Here is a 15,295-nt window from a genome sequence, read left to right on the forward strand (position 1 = left end):
ACTTCAGTTTTTGGAGGTTATCTCAATTACCGTAAATGTGTTCAAAGCCGTGGAGAAGATCCACGGCTTTTTCTTTACAGCTTCCGCAGACCGTGCCGATCTTAGTCGCCTGTTGAAGCTGTTCCCAGTTTCTAGCCCCGTTATGAAAAGCGTCTTCTATATCCTTATCCGTAATGCCCAAACAATGGCAGATAATAACTGTCTCCTCCACATAAAGCCCCGGCCTTCCCGTCTTTGAAAGATAATCGTCTATCGCGGCGCGAAGGGCTTTATCGCCCAATACCGAACAGTGTATTTTAAAACTGGGAAGCCCACCAAGTTTGGCTACAAGGTCTTCGGGGCGAATTTTATAAGCCTCTTCCAGTTTCATTCCCTTAATGGTCTCCGATAGCATACTGGTAGAAGCGATGGCGCTGGCGCAGCCGTAAGTTTTCCAGCGCACGTCGGTAATAACGTCGTCTTTAATTTTTAGCAGCATCAACATTTGATCGCCGCATTTTATGTTTCCCGTTTGCCCTTTCGCGTCCGGCGCGAAAACAGCCTCGTCTTCCAAAAGTACGTTGCGCGGATTAGTAAAATGATCTTTAACCGTATCTGAGTATAACCAGTCTGACATATTTCCCTTCCTTTTAAGCTTCCGCCAAAGTTGACATTGCCCGCAGCCGCGCGATAATTGGCGGAACCACTTCTATTATATAATCAATATCCTCTTCTGTAATACCCCACCCAAGGCTGAAACGAATCGAACCGTGCGCGAGTTCCGCCCCAACCCCCGTGGCGAGAAGAACGTGTGAAGGTTCAAGGCTGCCAGACGCGCAGGCGGAGCCGGTGGACGCTTCAATTCCCTGCATGTCCATGGATAGGAGTATCGACTCCCCCTCCGCGCCGGGGAAGGAAATATTCAGCGTGTTTGGAAGAATATCCTTTGGGTGGCCGTTTATTTTTATGTGCGGGATTTTTTCCGTAAGCCCCCCGCGCAGTTTGTCGCGCAAAACTGAGATTTTCTTGCCGTACTCCTCAACTTCGCCCACGGCAAGTTCCGCCGCTTTTCCAAAACCGAGGATTCCAATATTGTTGTAAGTTCCCGCCCTTAAACCGTCTTCCTGATGGCCGCCGTGTATCAGCGGGAAAAGCGGAGTGCCTTTTTTTATATATAACGCGCCCACTCCTTTTGGGCCGTAAATTTTATGCGCCGATACTGTAAGATAATCCACTCCCAACTCTTCCACATTAATGGGAATTTTTCCTACGGCCTGCACGGCGTCTATGTGCATAAAAGCGCCCATCCTTTGAACGAGAGCGGTAATTTCTTTAATATCCTGCACTGTGCCGATTTCATTATTTGCCGCCATTACTGATACAAACAGAGTTTTTTTATTAAGCGCCTTTTCAAGTTCGTCAAGTTTAACTTTTCCGTATTCGTCAACGGGCAGGATTGTTACCTTAAACCCTGAATTTTTTAAGTCCAGCGCCGAATTCATCACGCACGGATGCTCGATAGCGGTGGTAATAAATTCATTTCTGCCTTTTGAAGCGGATGTGTCAATTAACCGGCGCATTGTTTGAAAAACCGTATTGTTTGATTCCGAACCGCCGGACGTGAAAATGACCGTTCCGTCCTTAGCGCCAATAAGAGTTTTCACCGCGATCCTAGCCTGTTCCACTCTCGCGTGAGCCAATCTTCCCGACGCGTGCATACTGGAAGCGTTTCCGAATATTTCCAAATCTTCCGTAACCGCGGCCTTTACCTCCGGCCTTAGTGGAGTTGTCGCGTTGTAATCAATGTATACCTTTCTCATTTTTTTCCTTTTAATTCCTTTATCACTTCGTCAAGACGTTTGTTAAGAGTGGCGATTGTCCGCTCTAACCTCATTTTTTCTTTTTCCAATAATACAACAGGATCTTCTTCTTTGCTTTTATTGCGTACTTGCACTTTAACGCTGTCGGGGCTTTTGCCCTTGATAAGCGCGCTCTCCGCCGCTTGCCGCTTGTCGTCGTCTCGGATACCGGCAAGGAAGCGCATGTTATCCGCGCCGACTTCCGGAGCAATGTCGTACTCGAACATTTTTATCGCCATGTTTGCGGCTGTTCTTGGGATACGCAACATTCTGTCAACATAGTCTTCAAAACGCACGCCGATACTTGTGCAAAGATTATGCGCTTTTAATAAATGTTTTCCCATTTCTTTTACAAGCTCGCCGTTGTTTTTTAAATACTTTTCGCGGATCATATCCGTCAATTTTAAAAGTTCAGGCGATACTGAAAATACGTCGCTGTAGATTTTTTTCTTTTCCGCCTTTTCAAGCAGATCGTGAAAAATCGCCCAAAATTCGCTGTTATGCGCTCTCGGCGAAAGTTTCCCCCCGTGGGAACAGGCGTGCAGATGATGGGCGTATTCGTGTATTGCCGTATAGAGCATTAAATTCTGCCCCGTGTCGTCCGGCTGAAAATTTCGATTATGAATTATTATTTCTCTTGACGCGGGTTTATAAAGCCCGTTTACCTTACTGCTTTTCTTTCCGGAAAAAATCAGGGAAAACTCTAGTGGCGCGTCTTCGATTGCCAGTAATTTTTGTTTTACTTTGTCCTGATTCACAAACCACCCTCCTCAATTTTTTCCATGGCAAGCGCCGCAGCCGCCGTGCAAGCGGTCTCCGTCCGCAATGCCCGCTCTCCAATGGACAGCCGTAAAAATCCCGCCTTCTCAAACAAATCCCGCTCCCTGTCTGACCAGCCTCTCTCCGGTCCTACGGCAACCACAATAGGCCGGCTTGTCACCGAAAGGTTAAAAAAAGAACCTTCCGCTCTCACATTATCCGCCGCTATAAGTTGGGGTATACGGTTATTATCCGTCTTATCCCACGGATAGTCTTTCAGCCATGCTTCAATATTATCATATATTTTAAATTCAGGAATCCTAGTATCGCGGGCCTGTACCGCCCCTTCCACAAGCGCTGCCTGCGCCCCGCCGTTTAACAATAATTTAGTGTCGCGGTAACTTTTTTCCCCCATATCAGTCGCCACAAGATCAATCGCGGACACTCCGATATTTGAAAGATCCCGAAAAATTCTGCGAAGCTGTATCGGTCGCGCGAAAGAGACCGCCATCCTTAACTTTAGGCGCGGCGGAGGCGGTTCAGTAACATATAAGGTGACAAAAATCGAGCCGTCCAGATTGATTTTCTCGATTCTGCCCGTCCCCCTTTTTCCGCCGAGGATACCGGCTTCAAATTCATCGCCGGCTTTTTTATGTAAGACTTTTAAAAGATGAATTGTCCTCTCATCCCGCCGAGGAAGGCTGCGCCCCAATTCATGTTCTTCAAATAGTATGATGTTCACGGTATTAGTATATCAAATTTTAACGTTTTAAATAAGATGGAAGAATTAATTTTTTATATGAATCACATATAAGATAATTAACTTTAATGGCTGACACGCAGTTTTTTGGGCGCGAAAATCTTATCTTCCCCATGTAACTCTAAAATGAATACTTGACACGCCCATAAAAAAAGTCATAAAATCAAATCATAGGGGGTAGGAAAATGAAAAAACTATTAATTATTTTTAGCGTCGCTTTATTATTGTTATTATTATTTGCCTGCGGTGAACTGGCTGGAAAATATCACGTAAATTATTACGGCAATGGAGGTGCAGGATACCCGCCTACTGACAGAAACGAGTACACGTCAGGATCAAAAGCGACTGTTCTTGGTAAAAATACGCTGAGAAAAGATGGATATGAATTTGCCGGTTGGAATACCAAACAGGATTATTCGGGAACATACTATAAAGAAAATGACCAAATAGAGATAAAAAATTTTAATATTTTTCTTCATGCCGTTTGGAATTAAGATACCTGACATCACGATAAGATAACGGACAACAACCCCTTTCCCCTCTTTGTGATCTTTGTCTCTTCGTGATCTTTGTGTGAGATCTTTGGGAAAAGTCTTTAGGATAAAAAGGAGTACGGCCATGTTCGGCCTTCACAGTTTAAAATCACGTTTAGGCCCCTGGTCGTTTTACAAAGAAGCGTTGGCAATCGCTCTGCCCGTTATGCTTCAGCAGTTAATTATGAGCATGGTCTCGCTAATCGACAATTTTATGGTTGCCGGGTTGGGAGATGTCAGCATGGCTTCCGTCAATGTTACCAATCATCTTGTTTTTGTTTTTTTTGTAATTGTAAATACGATATGTCAGGCGGGAGGCATTTACATAGCGCAATTTAACGGCGCGAACGACCGCGAAGGCATGAAGAACGCCTACAGTTTTAAACTGCTGTTTGGCGTTTGCGTTGCTATCCTTTATTTTGCCGTTTGCCGCGTTATTCCGCATCTTCTGCTTGGCATTCTTACAACTAACAATGCAGCGCAGGCGGAAATTGTCACCGTCGGCTCCGATTACCTGCGTATTGTGTCGTGGTCGTTTATTCCAATGGCGATATCAATCGCTATCGCCACGAGTTTCCGCGAAATCGCGAAGCCAAAAATACCGCTGATTATTTCCGCGTCCACTACCGTGATTAATACCGTTGGAAACTGGATTTTAATTTATGGCAATCTTGGCTCTCCTCGCCTTGAAGTTAAAGGCGCTGCTTACGCTACAATCATCGCGCGGTTTGTCGAGGTCGCGGCTTTTATAATTTACGCGTCAGTTTCAAACGCGCCTTTTTTCGCGAATCTTAAAAGACTGTTTATCATAAAGAAAAAATTGATAGCCGAAATTTTCGGCAAATCCGCCATGATATTCGCCTCTGAAATTTCATGGATTGTTTCTGAAACGCTGATGATCGCGATGTACAACAGGAGAGGCGGGGCGGAAGTTGTCGCGGGAATGTCGGCGGGATGGACTATCGCGAATATTTTCTTTTTGCTGTTCGGCGGTTTGTGGACAGTGTCGTATGTTTTGGTCGGAGGAGCGCTTGGCGGCGGCAAGCTTGACGAGGCGCGAAACCGCGCGGGGTGGCTCAAGTGGGGCGGAGCGGCGGCGGGGCTTATTTTCGCGATACCGGGATTTTTCATAACTTCCGCGTTAGTTCCGCTGGTGTTTCACAACCTGAGCGTAGAGGCGAGGGCGAATTGCCTTGGGCTTGTTTTTGTCATTCTTATTTATTTGCCGCTATGGTGTTATTTAAACGTACAATTCGCCGTTTCCCGCGCCGGAGGAGACACCGCAATGGGAATGTATACCGACATATCGGTCAATACATTGCTTTTCGCGCCGGGTTCCGTTCTTCTTTCGTTATTTACAAATCTTGCCCCCGTGCCTATGTTCGCGATTCTTAAACTCACCGACATTGTAAAGGTTTTTATCGCGCGGCATCTTTTACGCAAAGAAAAATGGGTGCGTAATCTGACAATTACAAATGAATGACGGCGGATATTGAACAGAAATGAAAAATGTGTTATATAAGTATTATGAAGAAAATAAAATTTTTAATTATTGGAGTTATATTTATTTTGAGCGCAATGGAAACAATTAACGCCCAGAATCTGGGCGACGGGCTTTTCGCGCAAATTACAACCAACAGAGGGGACATCATTGTTAAGCTTGAATATCAACGCGCGCCTCTTACGGTTTGTAATTTTGTCGCTTTGGCGGAAGGTAAAATGGATAACCTGGGGGGCAAGCGTTTTTATGACGGTTTGACTTTTCACCGCGTTATTTCAAAAGCAAACGGAGACCCGCAGGATTTTATGATACAGGGCGGATGTCCGCAAGGTAACGGCAGGGGAGGGCCAGGTTATGAATTCCCCGATGAAATCGTTCCGGCTTTAAAGCATGACAGACCCGGCGTTTTAAGCATGGCAAACGCTGGACCGGGAACAAACGGCAGTCAGTTTTTTATCACTATTGTTCCAACTCCTCATTTGGACGGAAAACATACGGTTTTTGGCTATGTCGTTCAGGGGCAGAATATTGTAAACACGACTAAGCAGGGCGATAAAATTCAAAAAATTACCATAATACGCAACGGGGCGGACGCTATCGCGTTTAAGGCCGATCAGGAAAATTTTGACAGATTGCTGGCGCAAAAAAAATCCGCGGAAGAGAGCAGATTGCAGAATCAACGTCAAAGCGATATCGCTAAAATAAAAAAAGACTATCCAAACGCCCAACAGACAAAATCAGGCATTTATTACGTTATTCTAAAACAGGGGACGGGCGATAAACCTGTCCGCGGCAAAACGGTAAGAGTCCATTATACGGGCAAATTGCTTAGCGGGACTGTTTTTGACGATTCCACTTTAAGGGGCCAGCCTTTGGAATTTCCAGTTGGAGCGGGCAGAGTTATTCCCGGCTGGGACGAAACTGTTCTTGATATGAAGGTTGGCGAGAAGCGGCTTGTAATTATTCCTCCAGAACTCGCTTACGGAAACAGGGAAGTGGGCGGCGTAATTCCGGCAAACAGCTTTTTGGTTTTTGAAATGGAACTGATTGGCATTCGCTGACGGCTTGTATAATTCTTTATTTTAATTTATTCTTATCTTATGAGCGATAAAAATGTTCAATCCGGCTCTAAGCCGGAAAAAAAGGATGAAGTAAAACCCACGGACGCCGGTAAAGACAAAAATGTTAAATCTGAATCTGTGCCGGAAAAGAAAGATGATGTAAAACCAACGGATGCCGGTAAAGATAAAACTGCCCAACCTGAACCTCAAGCGGAACAGAAGGCTGACGAGGCTAAGGGTGAATCCAAACCGGAAAAGAAAGATGAAATAGTTAATACTGAAATTGTCGGTAAAAAGGTATTTTTTCTCTGTCCGTCCGTACAAATGCAAAACCAAATAATGGATGAATTAACCCAGCAGGAATTTGAAATGTATGCCGTAAAGGAGTCCGCCCGTCTGACGCGCGTTTTAAAGAAATATAGCGATTCAATTGTTTATGTGAATCTTGATGATAGCACTTACAAAAGCGAATTGGAAAAATGGATTGAAACAATACGTACCGCCGTGCCGGATGTCAAACTGGGAGTTTTTTGTTCCAATACCGATGAAGAATATAAAAATAAATTTATTAAAAAATTCAGCGTTACATGCGGCTTTATTAATTTAAAATTGGACATGAACAGGGCAGCCCAAAAAATCAGCGAGACTCTTGAAGGCATGAAAGTGAAAGGCAGAAGAAAATATCTTCGAGCTTCAACCGAACATGAAACTACCGCAACAATTAATTTACCGCATGACGGAAATTTTATTAAAGGCACAATCAAGGATGTCAGCGCTGTCGGCATTTCATGCGTCTTTGACAATAATCCGAATTTAAAAGCTAAAACTCTTTATAAAGATATTCAGCTTAGGCTGCAAAGCATGCTCATAAAAGCAGAAGCGGTTGTTTTTGGTTCCCGTACTGAATTAGGCAATACGACTTATGTGCTGCTGTTTACCCAAAAAATATCTCCCGATGTCCGCGTAAAAATCAGAAAATATATTCAGCAGAATCTGCAGCATAGGATGGATTCTGAGCTGAAGTAACATTAAACTGAAAATATTTCTCACAAAGAGCACAAAGAGACAAAGAACACGAAGAAAGAACACAAAGGAGACAAAGGACACGAAGAGGGAAATTAGCAATGAGCAATTAGCAATGAGCAATTAGCAGTTAGCAATGAAGACTTAACGCCCCACTTCAATGACCGTTATTGGGAAGTCATAAAACCCAAGCGAGTACGCGCTGGGGTGCTGACGGTTTTGCGTCCTCTGTGGCACGTCAATCGACACGAAGCCGCTCATGCTTTTTACGCTTACGCTGTCTGCCGCTCTTGCGCCTGCCGCGCCTTTTAACGCTTCAATTACGCTGTATGTGAATACCCCGTGTCCAAGAGATGACAGTTCAAGTGATGATTCGTTGCCTCGGCAGGCGGTAAACACATACGCGTTTGTGTCCATGAAAAGGCGCACCATTCTGTCATTGTCAACTCCTCCCGACTTGCAAGCGTCTATAAACACAAGCCTGTTCCCCGGCGCGTCCAACACCGCCACTATCTCATCCCCAGAAATAGCCCGGTCAGGCGTAACATTACCTCCGCTTGAAACAACAGCGTCACAGGGCAGAAAGTAAAACTTCCCTTCTTCCGCGCTCATTCCATGCCCCGCTAAAAACAGCAGAGCCACGTCCTTTGGCCCCGCTCCTTCAAGAAATTTTAAGTTTTTGCGGATATTATCCGCCGTAGGCAGTATTTCCGCGTTATCCGCGATTAACAGGCTATGCACCTTACCGTAGCGTATTCCTTCCTGCGTTTTCAGTGAATTAATCAGTTCTTGAGCGTCAGCCACGCAAAAGTCAAGGTTTAGCAGATTACCCAACTGCTTCCCCACGTTATCGTACTTGTTTACGCCTATCGCGAGTATCCACAAATCGGGAAGCTTTGGCTTGTTACCCGCGGGCGCGTCCCATATAACGTCAACATAGCGTCGGTTTTCTGAATAGCCGTTAAACGCTACCACTTCAATGCGGTTGTCGCCTGGGTCAAGATTTACGGGCAGAGAAAAGTTCAATGTCTTCTGATCGCCCGTAACCGCTATGTTTGCCTTTTCCGCCTGCAATCCAACAGCGCCCGAAGCTAAGGAGAGTTCGTCTTTGCCCAGCCGCCTCCCGTTGACCATGACGATAATGTTTTTAATGGGAAGATTTTTATCCGTAACGGAGACGGAGATGTTAGCGGTGGAAGAAGACTCTGTACGCGTTTGTGTTTGCACGGAGACAGCGGGCGGCATAAAAGCGGCTGCCTGCTGTATGGTGACAGTTTTCTTAGAGGGCGGATCAGGCTCTCCGTTGAGGCGTGCGCGTACAACGTCTGGATTGTAAAAAATAGAACGGAAGCTGTCTATTCCTGTTACAGTATTGTCGATACGGACATTAAGATAGCGGTCGCCTCGCGGGGAAGCGGCATAGTAGCCATCGGGGGTAATCACGACCCATTCGCCGTCGATAGAGCTTGCCGCTTCTTTTGCGGCAACGACAATGCCTCGGGAAGCGGAGACAAGTTGATCATCGCTGCCGGAGAAGGAGATAAAGGCGGCGATTTCTTTGCCTGTGGCAACGTCCCAGATGCGGGTGGTGTTATCCCATGAGCCTGAAACAACGGTTTTACCGTCAGGGCTGAATGCTACGGAACTCACACGATTTGAATGACCCAACAAAGTGCGGATCTCACGGCCTGTATTTACGTCCCAGAGTTTTATTGTCCTATCATCTGAACCTGAAACAAAGGTTTTACCGTCAGGGTTGAACGCTACGGAGTTAACAAACCATGCATCTCCTGAAAATGTTCTTATTTCCCTGCCTGTTGCCACGTCCCACAGTTTGATTGTGTAATCCCATGAGCTTGAAAGAACCTTACTTCTGTCGGGGCTAAATGCTACGGATCTAACATAGGATGTATGTCCTGAAAATGTTTTAATTTCCCTGCCCGTTGCCGCGTCCCATAGTTTGATTGTGTTATCATTGGAACCTGAAAGAATCTGCCTGCCGTCAGAACTGAACGCTACGGAGTTAATTTGATCTGAATGCCCTGAAAATGTTCTTATTTCCTTGCCCGTCGCAACGTCCCACAGTTTGATTGTTTCTATAACTTTATAATCTTCATTAAGACCTAATCCTGCTGAAAGAACCTGTCTGCCGTCGGGGCTAAACGCTACAGAGTAAACAACTGATGAAAATGTTCTTATTTCCCTGCCCGTTGCCGTGTCCCAAAGTTTGATTGTGTTATCCCTTGAGCCTGAAAGAACCTGCCTGCCGTTGGGGCTGAACGCTACGGAGAAAATCCAACCTGAATGCCCTGAAAATGTTCTTATTTTCCTGCCCGTTACCGCGTCCCACAGTTTGATTTTGTTATCATCGGAACCTGAAAGAATCTGTCTGCCGTCGGGGCTGAACGCTACGGATCTAACCCAATCTGTATGCCCTGAAAATGTTCTGATTTCCATGCCCGTGGCAGCGTCCCACAGTTTGATTGTTTTATCATAAGAACCTGAAAGAAACTTCCTGCCATCGGGGCTGAACAATATGGAACTAACACACGCTGTATGCCCTGAAAATGTTCTATTTTCCTTGCCCGTAGCAACTTCCCACAGTTTGATTGTTTTATCATAAGAACCTGAAAGAACCTGCCTGCCGTCAGAACTGAACGCTATGGAGTGAACATGACTTGAATGCCCTGAAAATGTTCTTATTTCCCTGCCCGTTGCAACGTCCCATAATTTGATTGTGTTATCCCATGAGCCTGAAAGAACCTGCCTGCCGTCAGGGCTGAACGTTACGGATTCAACATAATCTGTATGCCCTGAAAATGTTCTGATTTCCATGCCCGTTGCAGCGTCCCACAGTTTGATTGTTTTATCATAAGAACCTGAAAGAATCTGCCTGCCATCGGGGCTGAACGCTACAGAGTTAACACGATGTGTATGCCCTGAAAAAGTTCTGATTTCCATGCCCGTTGCAGTGTCCCACAGTGTTTGATCGGCGGAACCTGAAAGAATCTGCCTGCCGTCAGGGCTGAACACTGCGGATCTAACACCATATGAATAAATTGTCCTGATCTCCCTGCCCGTTACCGCGTCCCACAGTTTGATTGTGTTATCCTGAGCGACTGAAAGAACCTGACTGCCGTCAGGGCTGAACGTTACTGAGGTAACACTCCCTGTATGCCTTGAAAAAGTTCTGATTTCCCTGCCCGTTGCCGCGTCCCACAGTTTGATTGTATTATCCTGCGAGCCTGAAATAATCTGACTGCCGTCAGGGCTGAACGCTACGGAGATAACAATATCTGAATGCCCCAACTGCGGAAACACCGCCACATCTTGAGCCGCAATATCCGCAAGCAAAGACGCCAAAACCGCAAGAACGCAAACAAACTTTTTCATTCGCCGTAATCTCCTTACCCAGACAATTTTATTCCCTTAAGCGCATTTTGAGAAGTATTTATAGTAATAAACCACTAAGTAGGCGTGAGGTTACACAGAATTTTGAAATTTTTACAAAAAAACTCTCGCAAAGGCGCAAAGGCGCAAAGTTCCTGTCCGATAGCTCATCGTTGATCAAGATATATAATTTTGACTACAAATCTTGAAGGAAAAACGATGATCCTACGAACAACAACTTTGCGCCTTCGCGCCTCTGCGAGAGAAAATTTGGGAGGGTTCTTGTTCGAGAGCTTATCGTGAAGCTTCACGCTAAGCTCTCGAACAAAAATCCCTGATCTTCCTTTGTGATCTTTGTACCTTTGTGCTCTTAGTGTGAAAATTTCTCGAAAAATTTTCAAAAACAGTCAAGCGCCACGCATCCTCACGCCATATATACATAAATAATTTCAAGGAGTTGTTTATGGAAACAATCAATCAAAATCCTGCTCAGTACGAACAGGACACTTTCAACAATCTCAGTGACATTCGGGCAAAATGAAAAACGAAGGGGACAAATAGACATAACTCCGATGGATTTCGCGTTTATTCCTGTTATTATGAATGAATATGATACCGTGGAACAAACAGGAGAAGACAAAATAGGCAATAAGAAACTTATGTTTACCAAGAAAATAGAAGGTACATTTTACATTGCAAGTATTGAAAAAGGAAATAACCAGATAGGAGTAATTACTCTATGGAAAAAGAAAAAATAAAACCCGATTGGGTGTCTAATGTTTGACAAGATACCGCAACGTACCCGTCCCCCTAGACCAAACGTCCGAAACGACCCCAACCAGCTAATATACAATATAAAGCTAGAACCATTGTCTGTCAAGGGGAAATATATGTATGTATACAATTACCCTTATCCGTATTAGTTCGCGGCTTAAACCCCAAACAATTTTATCCCTTCCCCCGGAAATTTTTCCTTAACCTTTACAATCGCGCGCTTTATGCCCTGCGCTTCCTCTTCCTCGCACCAAACGATAAGCGCGAAATTTTCTTCCGGCCAAACGGCGTCCCCCATGCGGGGGCCGCAGGCGCCGGTTCCCAAGACGTTGGGAATCTTTGTGTAAAATTTAGCGACCCCTTCTTTGGCAAGGGCTTCAAGAATATTTTCCTCGACGGAACGATTTGCTACTATCTCTACCCTGATCATAATCCCTCCTTATCGGCATTTGCGGATATTTTTGTTTTTGCGCGCCCTTCGCCCGCGGCGATTTTATCGCGTTTTTCCTGTGCAAGCGCGGCGCGTCTGTCTGAATGTTTGTTTATTATGGCGTAAACAACGGGCATCAGGAATAATGTCATTAACGTGCCGAAAGAAAGGCCGCCAAGAACGGTCTTGCCGATTGGCGCGACAAGTTCCGTGCCTTCGCCGGGGAAGAACGCCATTGGTAAAAGTCCCAGTACCGTTGTGAGCGTCGTCATCAATATCGGGCGAAGTCTGTTTCCGGCGGCTTCGATACACGCGTCGTTAAGCGAATAACCCCTCTTTCGCAGAAGGTTTGTGTAGTCAACCAGTACGATGCCGTTGTTGACAATTACACCTAACAGAACGAGAAGCCCTACCGCGGTCAGTACGTTAAAGATTGTATTAGTTATAAGGTAAATAGCGACAATTCCTATCATGGAAAGCGGGATAGTCAGGATTATGATGAACGGGTCCCTGAATGATTCAAAAAGGCTCGCCATAACGCCGAAAACAAGGAAAACGGCTACAATGCAGATCAATATAAACCGCCCGAATAATTTTATCATTTCGGCGTTTGCGCCGCCATACTCTATAATTACGTCGTCTTCAATGGGAATTTCACTTCTGACCAAATCTTCTACAAGCTCTTGTATAAGATTTGTTTTTACTCCGGGTTTGCCTCCAGCCGTTATGTGAATAACGCGGCTTTGGTTCTCGCGGTTGATTGTTAAAGGGCCAGTTCCCTGCTTGTAATGGACAAAACTTGAAAGGGGAACCCTGCCCGCCATCTGGCTGCTGATAAAAATTTTATCAAGAGCCGGCAGCGCGTTGCGATCGGCTTCCGCAAGAATTAAAACTACGTCATAATCCTTGCCGCCCGACTTGAATCTGGTCGCGGTAATGCCGTCAACCGCCGCTTTAATTTCATTGCCTACCGTGTAGGTGTTAAGCCCAAGCGCGTACATTTTTTCGCGGTCAAGAACAATTTCATACTGCGGCAGACCGTCTTTTAAATCGACTTGCGGTTCCTTAACATAATCGGAAAGCCTTTCTTTTAGCAACGCGGAAATTTTCTCTCCGATTACCTTGCCTTTTTCCAAATTGTCCGTCCGTAAAGTTATGTCTACCACGTTGCCGCCACCCAACATTCCGCCGCCCATGCCGCTGGTGCTAAACGAGAAAAATACGCCGGGGAACTGGTTAAAGTAAGGCCGCATTATATCTTTTATTTCATTGGCGGTCTCTATTCTTTCAGAGTATTTTTTTAAATTGATACGCAGTGAACCGGTATTGGTGTTGGTTCCGCCCATACCCATCATAGAACTGCCGCCGGCGCGAAGAATTATTCTTTCATAACTTTTGACTTCTTTTTCTACAATTATTTGGAGTTGTTGTAAAACCGCTTCTGTTTCCGCCAAGGGCGTTCCCATCGGCAGAGTCGCCGATATGCTTACATTGTCCTCTTCCTGCTGGGGCATAAATTCCCAGCCGATTTGGGGAATTAAAATCATGCTTACCGCGAATAACACCAGCAGGAAAATTATAACAATCAGTTTGTGGTTAAGCACTTTTTTTACGGCGCCCCTATATTTATTTTCCAACCATATAAAGAAACGCTCAAACTTTGAGTCTATTTTTGCGAGAAAACCCGTCAGCGGTTTTTGTTTGCGCGTAACAAGGGGCAGGTAATGGCTTGACAGTATGGGAACAAGGAAAATCGCGGTAAAGAGGGATATGCCCAGCGATATGACGACTGTAAAAGCGAGGCCCGCAAAAAGTTCGCCGGCCATTTCCAAAAGCCCCTTAAACATGACAAGCGGGGCGAAAACGCAGATAGTGGTAATTGTAGAAGCGGTGATTGCGACAATCATTTCCGAAGAGCCGATTACCGCGGCTGTTTTTAACTTTGCGCCTTTTTCCCTGTAATGGTAAATATTTTCCAGAATAACGATTGAGTTGTCAACTAACATTCCTATTCCTAGAACAAGACCCGCCATCGTCATCAGGTTGAGTGTTAGGTGAAAAAAGTACATTAACATCATCGTGATAATAACGGATACGGGTATGCTTATTCCGATGATTAATGTCGGTTTTATCGAGCGCAGGAAAATAAAAAGTATCAATACCGCGAGCAATGCCCCGCTGAACGCGCTTGACGTTACCTGATTAAGAGAATTCTCCACCGTATCCGTAGTGTTAAAAATTTCAGTTATTTTTATGTCAGGCGGAAGCTCTTTAACCATTCTATCCAGTCTTGCGCGAAGGTTCTTCGCGGTTTGAACGGAGTTTTTTCCGCTTTGTTTCTGTACCGACAGCATTACCGCCGCCCTGCCGTTTACATAGACAAGGCTTGTCTCATCGCGGTAACCGTCAAATACATTGGCAATGTCGCGCAGGTATATTTGCTTTGGCATTTCAACCTGTCCGCCGGAATAGCCGCCGCCCTTGTAGGAGATAACGGTGTTTCTGATTTCTTCTAACGATTTATATTCGCCCATTGTCGTAAGAATGTATGAAAGCCCGCCTTCCGTGATGGTTCCGGCGGCCGTCTGCATATTCTGTACCATGAGTATCTGCTGGATTTGCGTTATTGTCAGCGCGTAGGCTTCAAGGCGGCTTTGCGGAATTTCCACGCGGACAATTCTTTCCCTTCCGCCGTTTACGGAAGCTGTCGCCACTCCCTGAGTCTGTTCAATGCGCGGGATGATCGTGTCTTCGGCAATTTCACGTAACTCTTCCGGAGTGCGTTTGTCCGAGGTGACCATAAGCCCCATAATAGGGATCATGGACGGATCAAATTTAAAGATCATCGGCGTATCCGCGTCCGTCGGCATATAGTTTCTGACGCGCTCAAGCAGGTCGCGGATGGAGTTGGAAGCGTCCGACATGTCCGTCCCGTAGGTAAACTCCATAATCGCGACGCTGGAACCTTTGCTGGATATGGTAGTCAGTTTTTCTAGTCCGGACGCGCTGGATAGGGCCGCTTCCAGAATGCGCGTAACGGAGCGTTCGACTTCTTCAGGCCCCGCGCCGGTATAAGTGGTAAACACCGCTAAGATGGGCGGATTTATTTCCGGGTACAGATCGATTGGAAGATTGGCCATTGCGAAAAAACCAAGCCCGATAAGCAGGGCAAAAATTATTAAAAATGTTGTCGGTCGTGATACGACAGTTTTTACCATACTCATAA

12 protein-coding genes are annotated in these 15,295 nt (G+C 45.6%); 5 read left to right on the forward strand and 7 right to left on the reverse strand.

Annotated features, from left to right (window positions below; all coding sequences use genetic code 11):
• Positions 1–22 precede the first annotated feature (22 nt).
• From ACYVRA_RS09925 to ACYVRA_RS09940, 4 genes are read right to left on the reverse strand one after another with little or no spacing between them, the layout of a single operon-like run.
• Complete coding sequence (locus tag ACYVRA_RS09925) at positions 23–616, reverse strand: iron-sulfur cluster assembly scaffold protein (protein ID WP_461252539.1); 594 nt, start codon at positions 614–616, stop codon at positions 23–25.
• A gap of 13 nt (positions 617–629) precedes the next feature.
• On the reverse strand, positions 630–1,799 hold the full coding sequence (locus ACYVRA_RS09930) for a cysteine desulfurase family protein (RefSeq protein WP_461252540.1): 1,170 nt from the start codon (positions 1,797–1,799) through the stop codon (positions 630–632).
• Positions 1,796–2,596, reverse strand: coding sequence for a hypothetical protein (locus tag ACYVRA_RS09935; protein WP_461252541.1), 801 nt, complete (start codon positions 2,594–2,596; stop codon positions 1,796–1,798). Before ACYVRA_RS09935 ends, ACYVRA_RS09930 begins: the two co-directional genes overlap by 4 nt.
• Positions 2,593–3,339 carry an RsmE family RNA methyltransferase gene (locus ACYVRA_RS09940; protein WP_461252542.1) on the reverse strand — a complete coding sequence of 249 codons (747 nt, stop codon included), beginning with the start codon at positions 3,337–3,339 and terminating at the stop codon, positions 2,593–2,595. Before ACYVRA_RS09940 ends, ACYVRA_RS09935 begins: the two co-directional genes overlap by 4 nt.
• A 203-nt stretch (positions 3,340–3,542) precedes the next feature.
• Here ACYVRA_RS09940 and ACYVRA_RS09945 point away from each other — a divergent pair, with 203 nt between their 5' ends.
• The 4 genes from ACYVRA_RS09945 to ACYVRA_RS09960 all read left to right on the forward strand — a co-directional run bounded on the left by ACYVRA_RS09945 (position 3,543) and on the right by ACYVRA_RS09960 (position 7,478).
• Positions 3,543–3,851 (forward strand): InlB B-repeat-containing protein, encoded by a 309-nt coding sequence (locus tag ACYVRA_RS09945; protein WP_461252543.1) that lies wholly within the window; start codon positions 3,543–3,545, stop codon positions 3,849–3,851.
• Between the two features lie 124 nt (positions 3,852–3,975).
• Entirely contained in the window at positions 3,976–5,373 is a 1,398-nt protein-coding gene (locus ACYVRA_RS09950; protein ID WP_461252544.1) for an MATE family efflux transporter, read from the forward strand.
• A 44-nt stretch (positions 5,374–5,417) separates the two neighbouring features.
• Positions 5,418–6,452, forward strand: a complete 1,035-nt coding sequence (locus ACYVRA_RS09955) for a peptidylprolyl isomerase (protein ID WP_461252545.1) — start codon at positions 5,418–5,420, stop codon at positions 6,450–6,452.
• 39 nt (positions 6,453–6,491) lie between these two features.
• On the forward strand, positions 6,492–7,478 hold the full coding sequence (locus ACYVRA_RS09960) for a PilZ domain-containing protein (protein WP_461252546.1): 987 nt from the start codon (positions 6,492–6,494) through the stop codon (positions 7,476–7,478).
• A 141-nt stretch (positions 7,479–7,619) separates the two neighbouring features.
• On the opposite strand, the gene ACYVRA_RS09965 is transcribed toward ACYVRA_RS09960, so the two are convergent.
• Complete coding sequence (locus ACYVRA_RS09965; RefSeq protein WP_461252547.1) at positions 7,620–10,868, reverse strand: caspase family protein; 3,249 nt, start codon at positions 10,866–10,868, stop codon at positions 7,620–7,622.
• 518 nt (positions 10,869–11,386) lie between these two features.
• Between ACYVRA_RS09965 and ACYVRA_RS09970 the strand changes: the two genes are divergently transcribed.
• The gene (locus tag ACYVRA_RS09970; protein ID WP_461252548.1) at positions 11,387–11,623 is read left to right on the forward strand and encodes a PBECR3 domain-containing polyvalent protein; all 237 of its coding nucleotides are present in this window, start codon (positions 11,387–11,389) and stop codon (positions 11,621–11,623) included.
• Positions 11,624–11,796: 173 nt separating this feature from the next.
• Here ACYVRA_RS09970 and ACYVRA_RS09975 read toward each other — a convergent pair whose 3' ends face one another.
• Together ACYVRA_RS09975 and ACYVRA_RS09980 are read right to left on the reverse strand one after the other, a co-directional pair.
• Positions 11,797–12,069: a PG0541 family transporter-associated protein gene (locus ACYVRA_RS09975; protein ID WP_461252549.1), complete on the reverse strand. Its 273-nt coding sequence runs from the start codon at positions 12,067–12,069 to the stop codon at positions 11,797–11,799.
• Positions 12,066–15,293 carry an efflux RND transporter permease subunit gene (locus ACYVRA_RS09980; RefSeq protein ID WP_461252550.1) on the reverse strand — a complete coding sequence of 1,076 codons (3,228 nt, stop codon included), beginning with the start codon at positions 15,291–15,293 and terminating at the stop codon, positions 12,066–12,068. The genes ACYVRA_RS09975 and ACYVRA_RS09980 overlap by 4 nt, the downstream gene beginning before the upstream one ends.
• Between the last annotated feature and the right edge of the window lie 2 nt (positions 15,294–15,295).

Source organism: Treponema sp. R8-4-B8, from assembly GCF_054786175.1.

What these genes read in the sequence shown, in the direction of transcription:
- ACYVRA_RS09925 (WP_461252539.1), bottom strand. Translation starts at nt 616, where the DNA reads ATGTCAGACTGGTTATACTCAGATACGGTTAAAGATCATTTTACTAAT.
- ACYVRA_RS09930 (WP_461252540.1), bottom strand. Translation starts at nt 1,799, where the DNA reads ATGAGAAAGGTATACATTGATTACAACGCGACAACTCCACTAAGGCCG.
- ACYVRA_RS09945 (WP_461252543.1), top strand. Translation starts at nt 3,543, where the DNA reads ATGAAAAAACTATTAATTATTTTTAGCGTCGCTTTATTATTGTTATTA.
- ACYVRA_RS09950 (WP_461252544.1), top strand. Translation starts at nt 3,976, where the DNA reads ATGTTCGGCCTTCACAGTTTAAAATCACGTTTAGGCCCCTGGTCGTTT.
- ACYVRA_RS09955 (WP_461252545.1), top strand. Translation starts at nt 5,418, where the DNA reads ATGAAGAAAATAAAATTTTTAATTATTGGAGTTATATTTATTTTGAGC.
- ACYVRA_RS09960 (WP_461252546.1), top strand. Translation starts at nt 6,492, where the DNA reads ATGAGCGATAAAAATGTTCAATCCGGCTCTAAGCCGGAAAAAAAGGAT.
- ACYVRA_RS09965 (WP_461252547.1), bottom strand. Translation starts at nt 10,868, where the DNA reads ATGAAAAAGTTTGTTTGCGTTCTTGCGGTTTTGGCGTCTTTGCTTGCG.
- ACYVRA_RS09975 (WP_461252549.1), bottom strand. Translation starts at nt 12,069, where the DNA reads ATGATCAGGGTAGAGATAGTAGCAAATCGTTCCGTCGAGGAAAATATT.
- ACYVRA_RS09980 (WP_461252550.1), bottom strand. Translation starts at nt 15,293, where the DNA reads ATGAGTATGGTAAAAACTGTCGTATCACGACCGACAACATTTTTAATA.